Origin of the sequence: Methylobacterium sp. (assembly GCF_028290105.1) — a bacterium.
Lineage (GTDB): Bacteria > Pseudomonadota > Alphaproteobacteria > Rhizobiales > Beijerinckiaceae > Methylobacterium.
Map to the genome: position 1 here is coordinate 1 of NZ_JAQGKL010000214.1, position 18,927 is coordinate 18,927.

12 protein-coding genes and 1 tRNA gene are annotated in these 18,927 nt (G+C 68.9%); 7 read left to right on the forward strand and 6 right to left on the reverse strand.

Annotation, left to right across the window (positions count from 1 at the left end; all coding sequences use genetic code 11):
* Window positions 1-178 precede the first annotated feature (178 nt).
* Together JWQ05_RS15325 and leuC are read right to left on the reverse strand one after the other, a co-directional pair.
* Window positions 179-263 (reverse strand) — tRNA-Leu (locus tag JWQ05_RS15325).
* A gap of 103 nt (window positions 264-366) precedes the next feature.
* Entirely contained in the window at window positions 367-1,782 is a 1,416-nt protein-coding gene (gene leuC, locus JWQ05_RS15330; RefSeq protein ID WP_299659949.1) for a 3-isopropylmalate dehydratase large subunit, read from the reverse strand.
* 249 nt (window positions 1,783-2,031) lie between these two features.
* On the opposite strand from leuC, the gene JWQ05_RS15335 reads away from it, so the two are divergent.
* The 4 genes from JWQ05_RS15335 to JWQ05_RS15350 are packed head-to-tail and all read left to right on the forward strand — an operon-like array spanning window position 2,032 to window position 4,882.
* Entirely contained in the window at window positions 2,032-3,009 is a 978-nt protein-coding gene (locus JWQ05_RS15335) for a 2-hydroxyacid dehydrogenase (RefSeq protein ID WP_299659979.1), read from the forward strand.
* Window positions 3,006-3,836, forward strand: a complete 831-nt coding sequence (locus JWQ05_RS15340) for an AprI/Inh family metalloprotease inhibitor (RefSeq protein WP_299659952.1) — start codon at window positions 3,006-3,008, stop codon at window positions 3,834-3,836. The genes JWQ05_RS15335 and JWQ05_RS15340 overlap by 4 nt, the downstream gene beginning before the upstream one ends.
* 29 nt (window positions 3,837-3,865) lie before the next feature.
* Complete coding sequence (locus JWQ05_RS15345) at window positions 3,866-4,615, forward strand: rhodanese domain-containing protein (RefSeq protein WP_299659982.1); 750 nt, start codon at window positions 3,866-3,868, stop codon at window positions 4,613-4,615.
* 30 nt (window positions 4,616-4,645) lie between these two features.
* Window positions 4,646-4,882: a SlyX family protein gene (locus tag JWQ05_RS15350; protein WP_299659955.1), complete on the forward strand. Its 237-nt coding sequence runs from the start codon at window positions 4,646-4,648 to the stop codon at window positions 4,880-4,882.
* Window positions 4,883-4,888: 6 nt separating this feature from the next.
* On the opposite strand, the gene JWQ05_RS15355 is transcribed toward JWQ05_RS15350, so the two are convergent.
* Together JWQ05_RS15355 and JWQ05_RS15360 are read right to left on the reverse strand one after the other, a co-directional pair.
* Window positions 4,889-6,331, reverse strand: coding sequence for an NAD-dependent succinate-semialdehyde dehydrogenase (locus JWQ05_RS15355; protein WP_299659958.1), 1,443 nt, complete (start codon window positions 6,329-6,331; stop codon window positions 4,889-4,891).
* A gap of 64 nt (window positions 6,332-6,395) precedes the next feature.
* Entirely contained in the window at window positions 6,396-7,187 is a 792-nt protein-coding gene (locus JWQ05_RS15360; RefSeq protein WP_299659961.1) for a class II glutamine amidotransferase, read from the reverse strand.
* Between the two features lie 472 nt (window positions 7,188-7,659).
* Between JWQ05_RS15360 and JWQ05_RS15365 the strand changes: the two genes are divergently transcribed.
* A complete protein-coding gene (locus tag JWQ05_RS15365) occupies window positions 7,660-8,052 on the forward strand; it encodes a response regulator (protein ID WP_299659964.1) in 393 nt (130 codons plus the stop codon).
* Window positions 8,053-8,156: 104 nt separating this feature from the next.
* On the opposite strand, the gene rpsU is transcribed toward JWQ05_RS15365, so the two are convergent.
* On the reverse strand, window positions 8,157-8,471 hold the full coding sequence (rpsU, locus tag JWQ05_RS15370) for a 30S ribosomal protein S21 (protein WP_299659967.1): 315 nt from the start codon (window positions 8,469-8,471) through the stop codon (window positions 8,157-8,159).
* A gap of 706 nt (window positions 8,472-9,177) precedes the next feature.
* Here rpsU and JWQ05_RS15375 point away from each other — a divergent pair.
* Window positions 9,178-10,662, forward strand: a complete 1,485-nt coding sequence (locus JWQ05_RS15375) for a PAS domain-containing methyl-accepting chemotaxis protein (protein ID WP_299659970.1) — start codon at window positions 9,178-9,180, stop codon at window positions 10,660-10,662.
* 1,361 nt (window positions 10,663-12,023) lie between these two features.
* Here the strand turns inward: JWQ05_RS15375 and JWQ05_RS15380 are convergent.
* Complete coding sequence (locus JWQ05_RS15380) at window positions 12,024-16,889, reverse strand: NAD-glutamate dehydrogenase (RefSeq protein WP_299659973.1); 4,866 nt, start codon at window positions 16,887-16,889, stop codon at window positions 12,024-12,026.
* A 1,060-nt stretch (window positions 16,890-17,949) separates the two neighbouring features.
* Here JWQ05_RS15380 and JWQ05_RS15385 point away from each other — a divergent pair.
* On the forward strand, window positions 17,950-18,927 hold a 978-nt coding region (locus JWQ05_RS15385), incomplete at its 3' end, for a PAS domain-containing protein (protein WP_299659976.1).

Genomic DNA, 18,927 nt, shown 5'->3' on the forward strand with positions numbered 1-18,927 from the left:
GACAAGGGCGCGCAGGTCGTCCGGCACCGCACGGCGAAGCCAGTACATGCCAGTCTTGGGATGCTTCCAGGGTCGAGTCATCGTGAGGGGCATTTGTACCACCCGTCTGTACCACCGGGCAGCCTCAACCTTCTGACTCTGCTAAACTTTTTTGCGGATCAGCGGCTTAGCCAACTGATGGTGCCCAGGAAAGGACTCGAACCTTCACCTCTTGCAAGACTGGTACCTGAAACCAGCGCGTCTACCAATTCCGCCACCTGGGCTCGCCGGGGCCGATCACGGCTCCGACGCGGGTTTCGTTTAGGCGGGGTGGGGCCGGCCGTCAATCCGGATTGTTCGGGATTCTGGGTCGGCCCCGCGTTTGGTTCAGGCTTCGTCGCGCCACTCGCGGATGTCGACGAAGCGGCCGGCCACCGCCGCCGCCGCCGCCATGGCGGGGGAGACGAGGTGGGTGCGGCCGCGATGTCCCTGGCGGCCCTCGAAGTTGCGGTTCGAGGTCGAGGCGCAGCGCTCGTTCGGGCTCAGGCGGTCGGCGTTCATGCCGAGGCACATGGAGCAGCCCGGCTCACGCCAGTCGAACCCGGCGGCCTTGAGGATGCGGTCGAGCCCCTCGGCCTCGGCCTGGCTCTTCACGAGGCCGGAGCCCGGCACCACCATGGCGGAGACGTTGGCGTGGACCTTGCGCCCCTCGACCATCTTGGCCACCGCCCGCAGGTCCTCGATGCGGCCGTTGGTGCAGGAGCCGATGAAGACCCGGTCGACGGTGATGTCGGTGATCTTCGTGCCGGGGGTCAGGCCCATGTAGTCGAGGGCCTTTTCCTTCGACTGGCGCTTGTTCTCGTCCGGGATCCGGGCGGGGTCGGGAACCGCGCCGGAGACCGAGACCACGTCCTCCGGGCTGGTGCCCCAGCTCACGATCGGCGGCAGGTTGGCGGCATCGAGGCGGACTTCGCGGTCGAAATAGGCGCCCTCGTCGGTGACGAGGCTTTCCCAATAGGCCTTGGCGCGGGCGAAGGCCTCGCCCTTGGGCGCCTTCGGCCGGCCCTCCACATAGGCGTAGGTGGTGGCGTCCGGTGCCACCAGGCCCGCGCGCGCGCCACCCTCGATCGACATGTTGCAGATCGTCATCCGCCCCTCCATCGAGAGCGCGCGGATCGCCGAGCCGGCGTATTCGATGACGTAGCCGGTGCCTCCGGCGGTGCCGATCTCGCCGATGATCGCCAGGATGATGTCCTTGGCCGTCACGCCGGGCGGCAGGATGCCGTCGACGGTGACGCGCATGTTCTTCGCCTTCTTCTGCAGCAGCGTCTGGGTGGCGAGCACATGCTCCACCTCCGAGGTGCCGATGCCGTGGGCGAGTGCCCCGAAGGCGCCGTGGGTCGAGGTGTGGCTGTCGCCGCAGACGATGGTCTGGCCCGGCAGGGTGAAGCCCTGCTCCGGCCCGATCACGTGGACGATGCCCTGCCGGCGGTCCAACGCGTCGTAGAACTCGATGCCGAAGTCGCGCACGTTCTCGGCGAGCGCCTCCAGCTGGATGCGGCTCTCCGGGTCCTCGATGCCGAAGCGGCGATCCGAGGTCTGCACGTTGTGATCGACCACCGCGAGGGTCTTCTCGGGGTGGCGGACCCGGCGACCGGCCACGCGCAGGCCCTCGAAGGCCTGGGGACTGGTGACCTCGTGGACGAGGTGCCGGTCGATGTAGAGGAGGCTGGTGCCATCGGGCTCGACATCGACGACGTGGTCGTCCCAGATCTTGTCGTAGAGGGTGCGCGGCGCGGTCATGGCGTGGCTGTTCTGGTTCTCGGTCGGGAAACGGATCTGCGTCTCCCTTTAGTAGTGTTCCAGGGCGCCCGGCGAAAGTGGGGGATCGCTTGTGCGCGGCGGATGGCAGCCCGGAGGTTGCCGCATGCGAGAATTCCACGCCCGATCGGCATCACTGGACCGGTTCCGACGCCGGCCTTAAAGCTGCGTGCACCGGCGCCCTCACCGAAGACGCCGATGCTCCCGTTCCGACTGTCCGAGACCGCCTTCATGCAGCCCGTCGACATCCTGATGCTCAAGGCGATGCATCCCGACGTGATGGCGGCGGTCGAACGGCACTTCACCCTTCATCGCCTCGATCTAGCACCGGATGCCGAGACCTTCCTCCGCGAGGTCGGCCCACGCATCCGGGGGCTCGCTACGGGCGCCCAGGCGCCCGTCGATCGGGCGCTGATCGCGCGCCTGCCGAACCTCGCCCTCATCGCCAGCCTCGGCGTCGGCTACGACACCATCGACACGGCGGCGGCGGCGGAGCGCGGCATCGTCGTGACGCACACGCCGGACGTGCTGACCGACGAGGTCGCCGACCTCGCGCTCGGCCTGCTCCTGGCGACGGTACGCCAGATCCCCCAGGCCGACCGCCACCTGCGCGCCGGCCACTGGCCGCACAGGACCTATCCGCTGACCCCGACCCTGCGCGGACGCACCGTCGGCATCCTCGGGCTCGGCCGGATCGGGCGCGCCATCGCTCGGCGCCTCGAAGGCTTCGGGGTCGACATCGCCTATCACGGGCGCCGGCCTCAAGATGACGTGGCTCATGCCTACCATCCGACCCTGCTGGGTCTGGCGGAGGCCGTCGACGTGCTCCTCGTGGTGGCGCCGGGCGGACCGGAGACGAACGGGCTCGTCGGTGCCGCGGTCCTCGAAGCCCTCGGGCCCCAGGGCATCCTGGTGAATGTGGCGCGCGGCAGCGTCGTCGACGAGGCGGCACTGATCCGGGCGCTTCAGGACGGGACGATCCTCGGCGCCGGGCTCGACGTGTTCGCGCGCGAGCCGCACGTCCCGCCGGAGCTGATCGCCATGGAGCACGTGGTGCTGCTGCCGCATGTGGGCTCCGCCTCGGTCCATACCCGCGCGGCCATGGGCCAACTCGTCGTCGACAACCTCGTGGCGTGGTTTTCCGGACAGGGGCCGCTGACTCCGGTTCCGGAGACGCCCTGGGTGGCACAGGCAGGGATACGGGCATGAGCCGGCCCCGGTTCGTCCTCGCCATCGGCTTGGCGGTCATCGCAGGTCCCGTGCGCGGGCAGGACGCAGACCCGGCGCCGTCCGTCCCGGACAAACCCTTCGTGGAGAGCCTGCCGCGCGACATCGCCGGCGTGCCCGGGACCTGGGACCTGTCGCGGGACGCGAGCACCCGGCGCTGTGTCATGACCCTGTCGGGCGAGAGCGGGCCGGCGGGCCGGCGCCTGTCCTTTCCCGCCGGATGCCGCAGGGCGCTGCCGATCCTCGGCGGCGTGGCCGGCTGGCTGTTCGCGGACGGGAACATCCGGCTCGTCGACAAGGACGTCCGGCCGGTCCTGCAATTCACCAGACGGGCCGATGCCCGAAGCCTGGTCGCGCAGGGCACGGGCGACGAGAGCTTCAGCCTTGTGCCGCTCCAGATCGTCGCCATGGCGCCGCCGACGGACGCGGTCCCGACGAGCCCGGGTGCGGGCAGCGCCGCGCCGGACGCGCGGATCAGCCCGGTGGCCCGGACGGAACCGGTTCCGGCCGGAGATGCCCCGCGCCCCGGCGTCTACGCCCTGGACCGCTACCGCGAGCAGGATGTCTGCCGCATCGAGCTGACGGAAGCCGCCGCACCGGCGCCGGTGCGCATCCTCGACCAGTGCCGGGACGGGGGGCTCGCGGTCTTCGATCCCGTCTCCTGGCGCTTCGACAAGGGGCGCCTGACCCTGAACGCCCGGCGTGGGCACGTGGTCACCCTCGTGCCCACGGGGGACGGGCGCTGGCGCCGGGACCCGGAGATCGGCACCACCTTCGTGCTGCGTCGGGTGGATGCCCCCGCGCCTTGACCATGACCGCCTCGCGATTGTCCCAGCCGATGCCGCTCACCGTCGCCGCCCTCTACAAGTTCGTTCCCCTCCCCGATGTCGAGGCGTTGCGCGGGCCGCTGGAAGCCCTGTGCGAAGGGCTCGGCGTCACCGGCACGCTGCTGCTGGCACGGGAGGGCATCAACGGCACGGTGGCGGGCCGATCCCAGGCGATCGAGGCGCTGCTGGCAGAACTCCGGACCGGGCCGCTCTTCGGCGGCCGCCTGCGCGACCTCGACTGCAAGCTCTCGCAGGCGGAGGCCGCGCCCTTCCGCGCGCTCAAAATCCGGGTGAAACGCGAGATCGTCACCTTCGACGCGGGCGCGACCGATGCGACGAAGGCCGGCATCCCGGTGGCGCCGGAGGACTGGAACGCCCTCCTCGACACGGAAGGCCTCCTTCTCATCGACACGCGCAACGCGTTCGAGGTGGCGCTCGGCACCTTTCCGGGCGCCGTCGATCCGGGAATCACGCGGTTCAGCGCCTTTCGCGACTACGTCGACGGGCTCGACCCGGCCGCGCATCCCCACGTCGCGATGTTCTGCACCGGCGGCATCCGCTGCGAGAAGGCGGGCGCCTACATGCGCGCGAGGGGGTTCGCCGATGTGCGCCACCTCGAGGGCGGCATCCTGCGCTACCTGGAGACGGTGCCGGATTCCGAAAACCGCTGGCGCGGCGACTGCTTCGTCTTCGACGGCCGCATCGCGCTCGGCCCCGCCCTGGTGGAGCGTCCCGACCACGCGCCCGAAACTCTGCGATGACCGAGCCCCATGGATGACCGAGACTACTCGATGACGGACAACGCCGCGATGACCGAGCCGCACGACCTCGCCGCCCGCATCGACGCCCTGGAGATGCGCCTGACCGAGCAGGAGGTCACCATCGACGACCTCAACGCCACCATCACGGCGCAGTGGCGCCAGATCGATGCCCTGGCGCGCAAGGTCGCAAAGCTCGTCGAGGATGTGGAGGAGGCGGGACACCGCCCCGGCTCGGGGGCGCCGGAGCCGCCCCCGCCGCATTACTGACGCGCGCTACAGCCCGGCACCCGCCTGGCTGACGAACTTCGTCGTCAGGTAGGCCTCCAGGGCCTCGGAGCCGCCCTCGCTGCCATAGCCGGAATCCTTCACGCCGCCGAAGGGCGTCTCGGGAAAGGCGAGGCCGTGATGGTTGATGCCGACCATGCCGCTCTCGACCCGCGTGGCGACCTGGACCGCGCGGGCGGCCGAGCGGGTATAGGCGTAGGCCGCCAGGCCGTAGGGCAGACGGTTGGCCTCCGCGTAAGCCGCCTCGTCGTCGGAGAAGCGCTGGATCAGCGCGACGGGGCCGAACGGCTCCTCGTTCATGATGCGGGCGCTGACCGGCACGTCGCAGAGCACGGTCGGCTCGAAGAAATGGCCGCGGTTGCCGATGCGCTTGCCGCCGGTGCGCAACTCGGCGCCCTGGGCCACGGCGTCGGCGCAGAGCGTCTCCATCGCCTCGAGGCGGCGGGCGTGGATGAGCGGGCCCATGGTGGTCTCGGGGTCGAGGCCATCGCCGACCTTTCGGCCTTGGGCGAGGGCCACGAAGCCATCGCGGAACCGGTCGTAGACGGCCTCGTGCACCAGCATCCGGGTCGGCGCCACGCAGACTTGCCCGGCATTGCGGAACTTGTTGGCGCCGAGCACGGCGACCGCCTGATCCACGTCCGCATCCTCGAACACGATCGCGGGCGCGTGGCCGCCGAGTTCCATCGTCGCCCGCTTCATGTGGCGGCCGGCGAGGGCCGCGAGTTCCTTGCCCACCGGGGTCGAGCCCGTGAAAGACATCTTGGCGATGACGGGGTGCGGGATGAGGTAGGCCGAGATGCTGGCGGGATCGCCGAACACCAGGGAGAGCACGTCGCCCGGCACGCCGGCATCGAGGAAGGCCTGGACCATGGCCGCGCAGCTCGCCGGGGTATCCTCGGGACCCTTGAGGATCACCGAACATCCGGCACAGAGCGCGGCCGCGACCTTGCGCACGGCCTGGTTGATGGGAAAATTCCAGGGCGTGAAGGCGGCCACGGGCCCGACCGGCTCGCGCAGGACCATCTGGACGACGCCGTCGGTCCGGGCCGGAATGATCCGTCCGTAGGCGCGCCGGCCTTCCTCGGCGAACCAATCGATGACGTCGGCTCCGGCCAGGATCTCCATGCGCGCTTCGGCCAGGGGCTTGCCCTGCTCCAGCGTCATGATGCGGGCGATGTCCTCGACGCGGGCGCGCAGCAGGTCGCTCGCGCGGCGCAGCACCTTGGCGCGCTCGAAGGCCGCGACCTTGCGCCAGACGGCAAAGCCACGCGCGGCGGCGGCCAGCGCCCGGTCGAGATCGTCCCGGGTCGCGACGGCGAGCGTGCCTAGGGTCTCGCCGGTGGCGGGGTTGAGCACCGGCAGGGTCTGCGCGCCGGACCCCGGCGTCCAGGCTCCGGCGATGTGCAGCGTCACGTTCGGGTAGGTCATCGGCCGGCTCCCGCTTGGCATCGGAGCCGGCTTGTCCGTCGTTCGGGCGGGCGCCGCAAGTCCTTCAGGCGGCGATGCGCTCGGCCGCCGCATCGGGGCCCGTGAGGGTGACGGCGCCGCCGCGCCGGGCCTGGAGCGTGCCGCCCTTCGGCACCACCTTCCAGCCGTCGCGGCAGCCGTCGATGGGCTCTGAGACCACGACGAGGCCGGTCTCGGTCTGGCGATAGTACAGGCTCGGCGGGCTGCCGTCGCAGGCCCAGCGGAACGCGGTCAGGGTCTCGCCATCGGTGACGACGGCGGTGAAACGCAGCGGATCGGTGGCCTCGGCCGCGTGCATCATGTCACGCACGGTGGCGAGGGTCCGGCGCATTGCGCCGATCGGATCCTCGGCGAGTCCATTGGCCAGGGCGAGCAAGAAGATCGCCTCGGAATCGGTGGTGCCGCGCCGGTCGTCGTAGAGTGCGTCGGGGATCAGAGCCTCGAGCCGCCGCTTGATGCGGTGGTATCCGCCGATCTGGCCGTTGTGCATGAACAGGTGCCGGCCATGGGCGAAGGGATGGCAGTTCGCCCGGGTCGTGGCGGTGCCGGTGGAGGCCCGCACATGGGCGAAGAACATCCGCGCCCGGACCTGCTGGCAGAGGTTGACGAGGTTCTCGTCCGACCAGGCCGGGCAGACGTCGCGGTACAGGCCCGGCTCGACCCGCTCGCCGTACCAGCCGATGCCGAAACCGTCGCCGTTGGTTTCCGTCTTCGCCTCGGCCGCGTGGAGTGACTGGTGGACCAGCGAATGCGTCGGTGCGCAGACGAGGTCGGTCAGGAAGACCGGCTCACCGGAATAGGCGAGAAAGCGGCACATGTCGGACCAACACCCCCTGTTTCCAATCGCGCGCTGAAACCCCGAGCCCGCGTCCCGATCCACCCCCGCGGCACGCGGCTGAGTGGCGACAAGCCCTTGAACATCCTCGCCTAAGAACTTCAGGCCGTTGCGGTGAACGAAGGGTTAACGCACCCCTTGCATCGGACACGTCCAGCCTCGGTGATGCAAGAGGCGCACCGCGTCGCGCGAGCCCGACTACGGCTTTGAAATGCCGCGCGGACCCAGATCATGCGAGCCCGGCGGGAATGCGGCGGCGCGTTACGAATGTGGCTGTGGGAACCGCATAGCCGGATCAGCGATTCGGACTCTTGCCGGCTATATCGTGGCGGCGCAGCATCATGTTGGGAGAATCAGCGCGGGCCGCCGGAAGGCCGCCTCGCTACGGGTTTTGCGTAACCGACCCCGCGCGGCTCACGCCGCCGCATGATCCGACACCCGCAAAGGAGACTTCATGGATCGCTCACACGCCGCCTGTCCGATCGCCCTCGTGGTCGAGGACGATGCCGAGGTGCGCAACCTCGCCACCGCGGTCCTCGAGGAGACCGACCTCGACGTGATCGCCTGCGATAGCGCGGAGGCGGCGATCTCGGTGCTCGAGCGTTCGGGCGGCCACGTGGCGCTGCTCTTTGCCGACGTGCGCCTCGGCGCCGGAATGGACGGCATCGCGCTCGCGACCACGGTGGAGCGGCGCTGGCCCGAGGTGCGGGTGGTGCTCACCTCCGGCGGTGACGCACGCGGCGTCGGCGGCCTGCCGGCGCAGGCCGTCTACATGCAGAAGCCCTGGCGGGCCCTGGATGTCCTGGTCCAGGCCGAGCATGCGTCGGTGGCGGCACGCGCCGCCTGAGCGATGAGCTGGACACGAAAACAGCCCGGCCGCTGAACGGCCGGGCTGTTTTCGACTTAGGACGATCGGCCGAAGGTGGAGAGCGACGCTTCGGTCGATGAATCTCAGGCGCTGGTGGCGGGGGGCAGCACGGCGGGAGCCGACGGCGCGAACGGCGAACCGCCCGGACGACGCGGAGCACCGGCGCCGAAACGGGGCTTCGGCTTCGGAGCGGCGATCAGGCCCTCACGGATTGCGGTCTTGCGTGCCTGCTTGCGGGCGCGGCGGACCGCCTCGGCCTTCTCACGCGCCTTGCGCACGGAGGGCTTCTCGTAAGCCTTGCGCTGCTTCATCTCACGGAAGATGCCCTCGCGCTGCATCTTCTTCTTCAGCACGCGGAGGGCCTGGTCGACGTTGTTGTCGCGAACGAGTACCTGCAACGGTTTCAATCCTCTGAAACGGTGTTTGTTGGACGGCACCGACCCTGAGACCCGCACGGAGCCCCGCGACGCGAACTGCAAAACGTCCCGGACCCGGGATCTCACCCGGGCGGGACGTCCGTCAGACGGCCTCGAATCGGCGCAGAAACTGCACTTGGGGCAGGCTCATACACCAATGGCCCGCCAGTTCCAACACGCGTTGCAAGGGCTCGTGCGCATTATCGCGAGCCACGCGGCGGCACCGTCACCGCCGGGCGGGCTGCTCCCGCCCCAGGCCCCCGCCCGAAGACCCGGCCCTAGGACCCTGCCGGCCCGGATCTTCGGCCGCACCACTCGGACGGGCATCAATGCGGCCAATCGGGCCGGCACCAGAGGCTGCGTTGGGGACAGGTGACCTGCGGAGGGTGGTTCGCAGGCGGCGCACGAAGCAACGACACGGCAGGCCAAGTTCTCGCGCAGCGCACGCAGAAGAATATTGCGAACACGCCGCACGATCCAAGATGGCAATGGGCTGCGGTGCGTTGCAGACTCGGTGCTCCGAGCATCCGGCCATGCGATAGGCGCCGACGACCTCCGCTCAACGCTCGAGTAACTTAAAATTTAACATTTTTTGCGATTTTTGGACCCTGCGGAACGCCCTGTCCTGTGACAAGGCGGGATCGCGCGATTGCCTCCCGAGTCCGTCAGGGCTCCAGCCCTGGGGTGGATGATGTTGGGTGCGTGGAACCGGTCGGCGGCGGACGCCGACGCCAAGCTCGCGGCTCTGGACAGGTCTCAGGGCATCATCGAATTCAACCTCGACGGCACGGTCATCACCGCCAACGAGAACTTCCTGGCGGTCATCGGCTATCCGCTCGCCGAGATTCAGGGGCGCCATCACAACCTGTTCGTCGAGCCCGCCTACCGGGACAGCGCCGAATACGCGGCGTTCTGGGCCAAGCTGCGGGCAGGCGAGTACCAGGCCGCTCAGTACCGGCGCATCGCCAAGGGCGGCCGAGAAATCTGGATCGAGGCGTCCTACAATCCGCTCTTCGACAAGTCGGGCAAGCCCTACAAGGTGATCAAGGTCGCCACCGACGTGACGCGCCGGAAGCTGGAGGACGCCGACCGGCAGGGGCAGATCGCGGCGCTCGACAAGGCCCAGGCGGTGATCGCCTTCGGGCTGGACGGCGTGGTGCTCGACGCCAACGCGAACTTCCTCAAAGCCGTGGGCTACACGCTCGGTGAGGTGGTCGGCCAGCACCACCGCATGTTCGTGGACGCCGCAGAGCGCGAACACCCCGACTACGCGGCGTTCTGGGCCAAGCTGCGCGCGGGCGAATATCAGGCCGCGCAGTACCGGCGCATCGCCAAGGGCGGTCGCGAGATCTGGATCGAGGCGTCCTACAACCCCATCCTCGATGCGAGCGGGCGCCCCTACAAGATCGTCAAATTCGCCACCGACATCACCGCGCAGGTGAACCTCCTGACCGAGTTGCGGCAATTGATCGAGCGGAACTTCGGCGAGATCGACGGCGCCGTCCGGCACTCCGATGCGCAGACCGGCGAGGCCCGCGCGGCGGCCGGGACCACGGCCAACAACGTCCAGACCATGGCGGCCGCTTCCGAGGAGCTGGCGGCATCCGTCGCGGAGATCTCGCAAAGCATGGCCCATTCGCGGGCGGCGACAGACCGCGCGCAGGGACAGGTCGTCTCCGCCGCGGACCTGACCCAGAACCTGACGCAGGCCGCCACCGCCATGAGCGGCATCGTCGGCCTGATCCAGAACATCGCGGGGCAGATCAACCTGTTGGCGCTCAATGCCACCATCGAATCGGCCCGGGCCGGCGAGGCCGGGCGCGGCTTCGCGGTGGTCGCGCAGGAGGTTAAGAGCCTCGCCAATCAGGCGGCACGCGCCACCGAACAGATCGCGGGCGAGATCGACAACGTGCAGGCCGTCTCGAAGCAGGTCGTGAGTGCGCTCCAGACCATCCAGGGCTCGGTCGAGCAGATGCGGGACCACGTGATCAGCACGGCCGCCGCCGTTGAGGAGCAGAGCGTCGTCACGCAGGACATGTCGGGCAACATGCAGCACGCCGCGAGCGCGGTCTCGGCGATCTCGCACAACATCCAGTCGATCTCGCAATCGATCGCGAGCGTGGGACGTGCCGTCGCCACCACCAAGGACGCCGCCCGCGTGCTGGCCCGGTAGGCGGCTTCCTTCGCCCACACCTTGCCAGAGACCGCAGCTCGGACGATCGCTTCCCCTGTCGGGATCGGACGAAGCTCCCTTCTGCGACAGCTCGAGGAAGCACCGAAGGCTCGGCATCCCTGCTCGGCCCGCCACATGGCGCGGGGCGTCCATGACGCACGTTCTCGCCCGTGGATCGGGAACGGAGCGCGATCGCCGCTCCGTCCTTGCCTCGCCAATGATGGTCGCGATGCGCCACCTTCCCTTGACCGAGCGGGGCCGGTGCGTCCTGGATCTGCTCCGACCCGTGAAGCCTGGTTCGATGGTCCGCGGCCGGGTGGCCCTCTGCCCGTTCACGTCGAGCCGACAAGTGACCCAGCGGCCCTCTGGCGACGCTGGAGCGTTTTCCGTGACCTTCGGATCTACCGAAAAAACTCTCAGCCTCCGCGTGGCCGACTTCCTTCGCGCGCACCGGCATCAGCCTCACCTGACGAAGCCCTGGCCGGGCTGCTCAAAAGCCAGGCTGACCGCCCAAGGCGCTCCAGGGCTCCAAGGCACTTCAGGGCTCCAAGGCACTTGAGGGCTCCAAGGCACTCCAGGACTTCGATCCGTCCGCTGCTTCGGAAGATTGGCCGACAACCCCGGAACCAGCCGCGCCGATGTGTGGAATGCGTGACAGGAGCAATTCCAGCGGGAACAAAGGTTTTCCCGAGCGGATCGGCTTGTCACAGCGCATTGGAAGGTTTATCAAATAGTCACCTTTATTATTATAGTAACATTTGAAATATTATATAAATTCAGATTGACAATTTTTTCTGAATATTGATCTTGGCCCCGCCGTTAAAACGACAGGAGGCTAAAGTGAAGTTTCCAGTGACCTTGACCGCATTCGTGGGCGTGTCCTTGGCTGTCGCCGCCCAGACGCCCGCCTCGGCTGCACAGAAGCACCAGCGGCCCGCCGCACGATACACATCGCTGAATACGGACCGCGCAAACCCGCCAGCACCGGTCCAAGCCGCCGCCATCCTCGACCCAGGGACCGAAATCGCCATTCGGCTCCAGGATGCGCATCGCGGCGACGGTCCTCTTTGAGCCCACTCGAATCAACCACCCAGAGAACCGCGACGAAACAGAGGCTCGCCCCTGGAGACCAGGCGCGTGCCTTTGCGCCCTCGTGACGGCCTGGCCCCTCACGAGCGTCGAGGCACTTGGACGATCGGCCGGACGGCGGATGAGACGAAATCCGTCTTGCCCCTACGACACGCGGATCTTGGACCCGCTCAAGCGCCATGCGGCTCGAGCGTCGCCCGGCGGGCTCCCTTTCGACTACCGAACGCCCTACCGCTCCCCGGCTTCGACGCGAGTGCCACGGGCGGCCGGCGCTAGTCCGCGCCCGGCCGCCCCCGGGGCCGCGCAAGGTCCGCCAGCAGGCTCGCCGCCACCGTGGCCTTCGAGACCGTGAGCCCCGAGGCGGTGACCGCTTCCAGGGTCGCGCGGGTATGGTCGAGGGCGGCGCCCCGGCTGCGGGTCCAGGCGGTGACCGCCTCGGCGCCGGCCCCCACCGTGTCGATGATCTGTGCGGTGAGTTGCCGGTGGGCGGTGGCGATGTTCGCGACCGCGCGTTCCAGGGCGATGCGGTCGAAGGTATCGCCGGTGGCGACCTCCCGCGCGGCGGCCGCGAGGTCGGAGAGGTGGAAGTCCCGGTCGAGCGCGAAGTGCGTGGCGGCGATCTCCGGGATGGCCCCGCCGCCGGTCTCCGCGACCCGGACGATGTCGGGGCCGGAGGTCAGCGCCGTGAGCGCGGCCAGGCGGCGGGCCGGAGCCTCGGCCATGCCGTAGCCGACAAGCTCGGCCTCGCGCCGCGCCAGCGCCGCGCTGACGGCCTCCCCCATCACCTCCGGCAGCACCGCCTGGAGTGCTGCGATGCCCTCGCGGTAGCGGGCGACGATCGGCGCGATGGTTCCGGTCAGGTCGAGGTTGCGGATGAACCAGACGATGCGGCCCACGAGCAGGTCCTGGACCTCGGCGTAGAGCGCGATCTGCGCCTGTCCGCCGATCGCGCCGGCCAGGCCGTCGATGGCCTGGTTCAGTTCCATCAACCCGTAGGCGTCGCGGGTGACGGCGTAGGCCTTGGCGATGGTGGCGGCGTCCGCCCCGGTCTCGTCGACCAAGCGCGTGACGAGTGAAGGCCCGCCGCGATTGACGATGATGTTGGAGAGCGCGGTACTGATGATCTCGCGGCGCAGGCGATGGCCCTTCACCGCGTCGGGGAATTGCTGGCGCAGGGCCGCCGGGAAGTAGCGCTGCAATTCCCGGTCGAAATAGGGATCGTTCGGGACCGCGCTCGCCAGCAGGGCGTCGTAGAGCGCGAGCTTGGCGTAGGCCAGGATCACCGCGTATTCCGGCCGGGTCAGCCCTTCCCCTTTTCGCATGCGCTCGGCGAGAGCCGCGTCGTCGGGCAGCAACTCGACGGCCCGGTCGAGTCGGCCCTCCGCCTCCAGCGCCTGCATCGTGCGCATGGCGAACCCGGTCTCCGACAATCCGCGATGCTGGGCGAGCGAGAGGGCGAGGGTCTGGAGCTGGTTGTTGCGCAGGACCAGGGTGGCGACCTCGTCGGTCATCGCCACCAGGAGCGCGTTGCGGGCGGCCGGATCGAGGCGGCCGTCGCGCTCGGGGCCCATCAGGGCGATCTTGATGTTCACCTCGACGTCGGATGTGTTCACGCCGGCCGAGTTGTCGATGGCGTCGCTGTTGAGGCGCACCCCGGCGCGGGCCGCCTCGATGCGTCCGCGCTGGGTGGCCCCGAGATTGGCGCCCTCGCCGACGACCTTGGCGCGCAGCATCGCGCCCGTGATGCGCACGGAGTCGTTGGCCCGATCGCCGGCCTCGTCGTCGGATTCGCTGGTGGCGCGGATGTAGGTGCCGATGCCGCCGAACCAGAGCAGGTCCACGGGCGCCTTCAGGATCGCCTGCATCAGTTCCGCCGGGGTCGCCTCGGCCTGGTCGATCTCCAGCACCGCGCGGATCTCGGGGGAGAGCGGGATGGTCTTCAGGCTGCGCGCGAAGACACCGCCGCCGGCCGAGATCAGGCTGGACTCATAATCGCGCCAGGACGAGCGGCCGAGATCGAACAGGCGCCGGCGCTCGGCGTAGCTCGCGCCCGCATCGGGGTTCGGATCGAGGAAGATGTCGCGATGGTCGAAGGCGGCCACGAGCCGCAGGGTCCGCGAGAGCAGCATGCCGTTGCCGAAGACGTCGCCGGACATGTCGCCGACGCCCGCGACGGTGATGGGATCGCTCTGGGTGTCGATGTCCATTTCCTGGAAGTGGCGCTTGACCGCCTCCCAGGCGCCGCGTGCGGTGATGCCCATGCCCTTGTGGTCGTAGCCCTGGCTGCCGCCCGAGGCGAAGGCGTCACCGAGCCAGTGCCCACGCGCCGCCGAAAGCGCGTTCGCGATGTCCGAGAAGGTGGCGGTGCCCTTGTCGGCCGCGACCACGAGATACGCGTCGTCGGGATCGTGCCGGACGGTGTCGGCCGGGGGCACGATCGCGTCGCCCACGATGTTGTCGGTGAGTTCGAGCAGCGTGCGGATGAAGATCCGGTAGCTCTCGGTGCCCTCCTCCATCCAGGCCTGCCGGTCGGAGGCCGGCGGCAGCCGCTTGGGGAAGAACCCGCCCTTGGCGCCCACCGGCACGATGACGGCGTTCTTGACCTGCTGGGCTTTCACCAGCCCCAGGATCTCGGTGCGAAAATCCTCCGGCCGGTCGGACCAGCGCAGGCCGCCCCGCGCCACGTAGCCGTAGCGCAGGTGCAGGCCCTCGACACGGGGCGAATAGACGAAGATCTCGAAGAACGGGCGCGGCAGCGGCATGCCGTTGACCCGGGCGCAGGCGAACTTGAAGGCGATGGTCTCGCGGGGCCCGCCCTCGTCCGCGACCTGGAAGACGTTCGTGCGAACGGCCGCCTCGATCAGATTGACGAAGCGGCGCAGGATGCGGTCCTCGTCGAGGCTGGTGACGGCGGCGAGCGCCGTCTCGATGCCGGCGCGGATCTCGGCCTGGTGCGCCTCGCGGTCGCCGGCGAACGCGGGGTCGAAGCGGGCGTAGAACAGGCCGACCAGCGAGCGCGCGATCCCCGGATGGGCGGCGAGCGTGGTGGCGAGATAATCCTGCCCGTAGCGGATGCGCAGTTGGCGCAGGTAGCGGCCCAACGCCCGCAGGATGGCGGCATCGCGCCAGGACAGCTCGGCCTCCAGCACGAGGCGGTTATAGCCGTCGGATTCGGCTTTTCCCGCGCCCAGGGCGAGGAGCGCCTCCTCGAGCGGGCGCTCCAGGCGGGCGAGGTCGATGGCGGCTCCCGTGGCACGCTCGAGCAGCATGTCGTGCAGCCAGATGCGGGCCGCTTCCTCGGCGCTAGGCGGCAGGATCCGGTAGGTCCGCTCGTTGATCACGCGGAAGCCGAGATTTTCCAGCACAGGCACCCGCTCGGACAACGACAGCGACGCCCCCCGCGAAAACACCTTGAGGCGGATCTGCGAATCCGGGTCGGTGGCGCGCCGGACGATGTCGGCGGCGCGGGGGCGCTCCGGGCTCAGGCGCTCCAGGGTCGCGATGTCGGCGATCGCCACACGCGGGGTGAAGCTCTCGCGGTAGGCCGCCGAGAAGGCCTCCCCGTAACGGATCGCGAGCGTGCGGGCCTCGGGGCCACCGAGGGTCTCGGCCAGGACCATCCGCAACTCGTCGCCCCAAGTGCGTACCAGGGCGGCGATGCCCGCTTCCAGGGCGGCGGGGTCGCGCTCGGGCGCGCCGGCTTCGGGGAGGCCGATGATGAAGTGCGTGCGGGCGAGCGGCCCCTCCGGGAAATAGGGGTAGGCGGCCGAGACCCGGCCGCCATATTCGGCGGCGAGGTAGGCGCCGATCCGTGCCCGGACATCGGAATCGTAGCGGTCCTTCGGCACGTAGACGAGGAGCGAGACGAAACGGCCGAAGCGGTCGGGACGCGAGAGCACGCGCAGGCGCGGCCGGTCGGCCAGATGCGCGATGGCAAGGCTGAAGCGGTAGAGCCGGTCACCGTCGATCTGGAACAGGTCGTCGCGCGGATAGGTCTCCAGCACGTCGAGGAGGCCGCGCCCGGCATGGCTCGTCGGGTCGAGGCCGGCGCGTGCCGCCACCTGGGCGACCTTCTCGCGAAGATAAGGAATGTCGCGCGTGGGCAGGGTGTAGGCGCTGGCGGTGAACAGGCCGACGATGCCGACCTCTCCGACAAGGGCGCCTTCGGGCGAGAACAGCTTGCAGGCGATGTAGTCGAGATGCGCGGACCGGTGCACCCGCGACTTCACGCTGGCCTTGGTGATGATGAGTGCCTGCGGGCCTTCGAGGAAGGCGCGGATCTCGGGCGTCATATCGACGAGCGCGCCGCCCCGCCGCAGCACCGCCACGGCGGGATCGCGCAGCAATCCGAGACCGCGGCCCGCGACCGCTGCGTGCTCGGTGCCGGCGAGACCATGCTCGCGAAGACCCAGGAGGGTGAAGTGCCCCGCGCCGAGCCAGTCGAGGAAGGCGCGTGCCTCTGCGATCTCGCTCCCCGGCAGGGGCGGCGACGTCTCTGCATAGGCCCGCACAATGCCGGAAAGGCGTGCCACCATCGCCTCGTGGTCGTCCGTGGCCTGCGTCACGTCGCGATAGACGCGCTCGAGCCCCTCGACGAGGCGGGTGCGGGCCGCGCCCGGGTCGAGCCGGTCGAGGTGAATGTGGATGAAGCTTTCGCGGGCAAAGACGGCGTTGGTCTCCGCCGTCGTCTCCCCGACCACGCGGATGAGGCCTCCGGACGCGTCGCGCTCGACGCCGAGGATCGGATGGGCGACGAGGCGCGGCGAGAGGCCCTGCTCGGTCAGTTCGGCCAGGGTCGAATCGAGCAGGAACGGCCGGTTGTCGTTGATCACCTCGATGATCGACAATTCGCGCCGGCGCCCGTCGCGCTCGACCACGCGATCGCTGACGGACAGGGCTGCCGCAGTCCCAATTCGCCGGGGCTCGGCCAGGTGCGCGCGTGCCGCCAGGGCGAGGTCGGCGAGCGCCCGCGCGGTATAAGGCGCCAGATCTTCCGGAGGGACGCGCCCGAACAGGTCGGCGACGAAACCGCCGGGCCCTCCCCCCGCCTCGACCAAGTCGGCGGCGGCCCCGAGGAGATCCTTGGCGGCGCCCCGGGCCTCGGGACTGGAGAGGGCGGCGTTCCGTTCCAGAGCCATGCGGTGCACTCCTCGTGCGATCAGCCGGGTCGTGACCGGTCGTCCCGGCCGATCCCCGCATGCCGGATCGACTCGGCGCTGCGTGAGCCCCACGCACCGTATCCCCGCGACGAACCGCCGAATCGATGCGTCATCCATCGAGCCCGCGCGCACTTGAGCATCCGCGTTGGCGGGTTTCCATCCGCTGCGGCGTGATTTGCTCGCCAGATGCGACGACGGGGAGCGTGTGTCAGGTCTTTCGGCGCGAATCCCCCGAAGACCGGGTCGACGGCGTGGACGAGGATCGACGCGCCGACCGGACCGCAAGCGCCCATGGCACGAGGCGGAGTCCGGACTTGAGCCGCCAGATCCGGTCGATCACGAGTCTGTGATGACAATCCGAGATTGAGACTGTTCCGACCGTATCGCCTTGCTTGCGGACGCCAACGGGATCCGCTCGGCTGTTCCCAAGGACAAGCTCAAATCTGCGCGAGCGTGTCCTTGTGTCGGTCGCAATTTGGGCCTGTCGTGCATAGGTCCGGCCAACGTGGGATGCTCGGCCGACTTGTCGGGGCCGTCGACGTAATCCATCGGGCTCGATAAAGGTCCGCCTATTCACAGTAATCACACGCGGCCTTTCGCGGTGACACGGTCTCACTGCGACAGCAATCCAAGATACGATTGGGTCGATCGCCCTGGCCGAGAAATCATGCTGGCCCCCAACTGGTTTGCGCGCGATGAATATTCTGGGCTGGCATCGAGCGTCCAACCGTTGCGGAACGGACACTCCTATGTCGCTGCGTGTGATGGAGCGGAAATGAATACATAAGTTGCTCGGGAGTCGATCTACTTGGTTGTATTTGACCGAAATGCAAATGCCGAATTTTGATTTCAAGTCTTGCTTTGCTATAGGAAGTCGCTTAGCAAACAAGCACAGAGGCAGGCTGAAAGCTGGAGATTGTATACATCTTCGGATTCTTCCTGCGACGAGGATATCGTGTTCGTTTTAAAGCCTAACGGGGCGGCGCCGCGCCTGTCGGACGACGCCCCCCCGCCGCACATTTCCGCATCGGCAAGCCACATGCTGCGGCTGATCGAGGATCAGGCGCAGATCGGGGTCTGGTCCATCGACCTGCGCGACCTGTCAGTCGTGCTGTCGGATGGACTTCTGCGGATAGCGGGACTGCCGTTCCCAAGTCGCAACAGCGATGCGGTGCTGGATCTCGTCCACCCGGCGGACTGGAACATCCGCGAGGAGATCTGGGCCGCGCTGAACTCCGGCTTGTCGGTGCATCGCGAGTTGCGCATCGTTCGGCCGGACCGGACCGTTCGCTGGATCGAGGTCAAGGCCGACGTGGTGCTCGGGACCGATGATGGCCGGCCGGCCCGGATCGACGGCATCGTCGTCGACATCACGAGCCGGCGCGAGGCATCGCAGCTGATCGAGCGCAGTCAGGCACGTTATCAGGGTCTGGTCCAGGCCGTCGCCGCCGTGGTGTGGAACATCAACGGCGACGGGGTCCACTGGCCCTGCCCCAGCTGGTACGAACTGACCGGGCAATCCGAATCGGTCTGGCGCAAGGGCGGTTGGGCGCTCGCCATCCATCCGGAGGATCGGCCGCGCGCCTCCAAGGCCTGGGCCACGGCGTTCAGCCAGCGCACGCCCTACGAGGCGAACTATCGCCTGCGTTGCGCGGACGGACAATATCGCTGGGTGAGCAGCCGCGCCGTTCCTCTGTTCAACCCCGACCAGAGCGTGCGTGAATGGATCGGGCTCATTCTGGACATGAGCCGTACCGCCAGCGTGATGGCCCAGCCCGCCTCGATCCGGCTCGAAAACCTCGCCGGCTCCCTGGTGCGCAGCGGGCGGGCGATGCTGAACTGGTCGATCCCGGAACTCGCGGCGGCCGCGAAGGTCTCGGATTCGAGCGTCAAGCGCTTCGAGGAGAGCGGCGGGAGCGCGCTGCGGCCCCGGACCCGCGATGCGATCCGCGCCGCCCTGGAGGCCGCCGGCATCACCTTCACCGAACCGTCGCCGGGTGAAATCGGCCTCCTGTAC

Bases quoted from the DNA above. Each gene is read 5' to 3' on its own strand.
- JWQ05_RS15380 (WP_299659973.1), bottom strand. From the start codon at position 16,889: ATGGCTCTGGAACGGAACGCCGCCCTCTCCAGTCCCGAGGCCCGGGGC.
- JWQ05_RS15365 (WP_299659964.1), top strand. From the start codon at position 7,660: ATGGATCGCTCACACGCCGCCTGTCCGATCGCCCTCGTGGTCGAGGAC.
- JWQ05_RS15360 (WP_299659961.1), bottom strand. From the start codon at position 7,187: ATGTGCCGCTTTCTCGCCTATTCCGGTGAGCCGGTCTTCCTGACCGAC.
- JWQ05_RS15340 (WP_299659952.1), top strand. From the start codon at position 3,006: ATGAGCCGGCCCCGGTTCGTCCTCGCCATCGGCTTGGCGGTCATCGCA.
- JWQ05_RS15375 (WP_299659970.1), top strand. From the start codon at position 9,178: ATGATGTTGGGTGCGTGGAACCGGTCGGCGGCGGACGCCGACGCCAAG.
- JWQ05_RS15350 (WP_299659955.1), top strand. From the start codon at position 4,646: ATGACGGACAACGCCGCGATGACCGAGCCGCACGACCTCGCCGCCCGC.
- JWQ05_RS15335 (WP_299659979.1), top strand. From the start codon at position 2,032: ATGCAGCCCGTCGACATCCTGATGCTCAAGGCGATGCATCCCGACGTG.
- JWQ05_RS15345 (WP_299659982.1), top strand. From the start codon at position 3,866: ATGCCGCTCACCGTCGCCGCCCTCTACAAGTTCGTTCCCCTCCCCGAT.
- leuC (WP_299659949.1), bottom strand. From the start codon at position 1,782: ATGACCGCGCCGCGCACCCTCTACGACAAGATCTGGGACGACCACGTC.
- JWQ05_RS15355 (WP_299659958.1), bottom strand. From the start codon at position 6,331: ATGACCTACCCGAACGTGACGCTGCACATCGCCGGAGCCTGGACGCCG.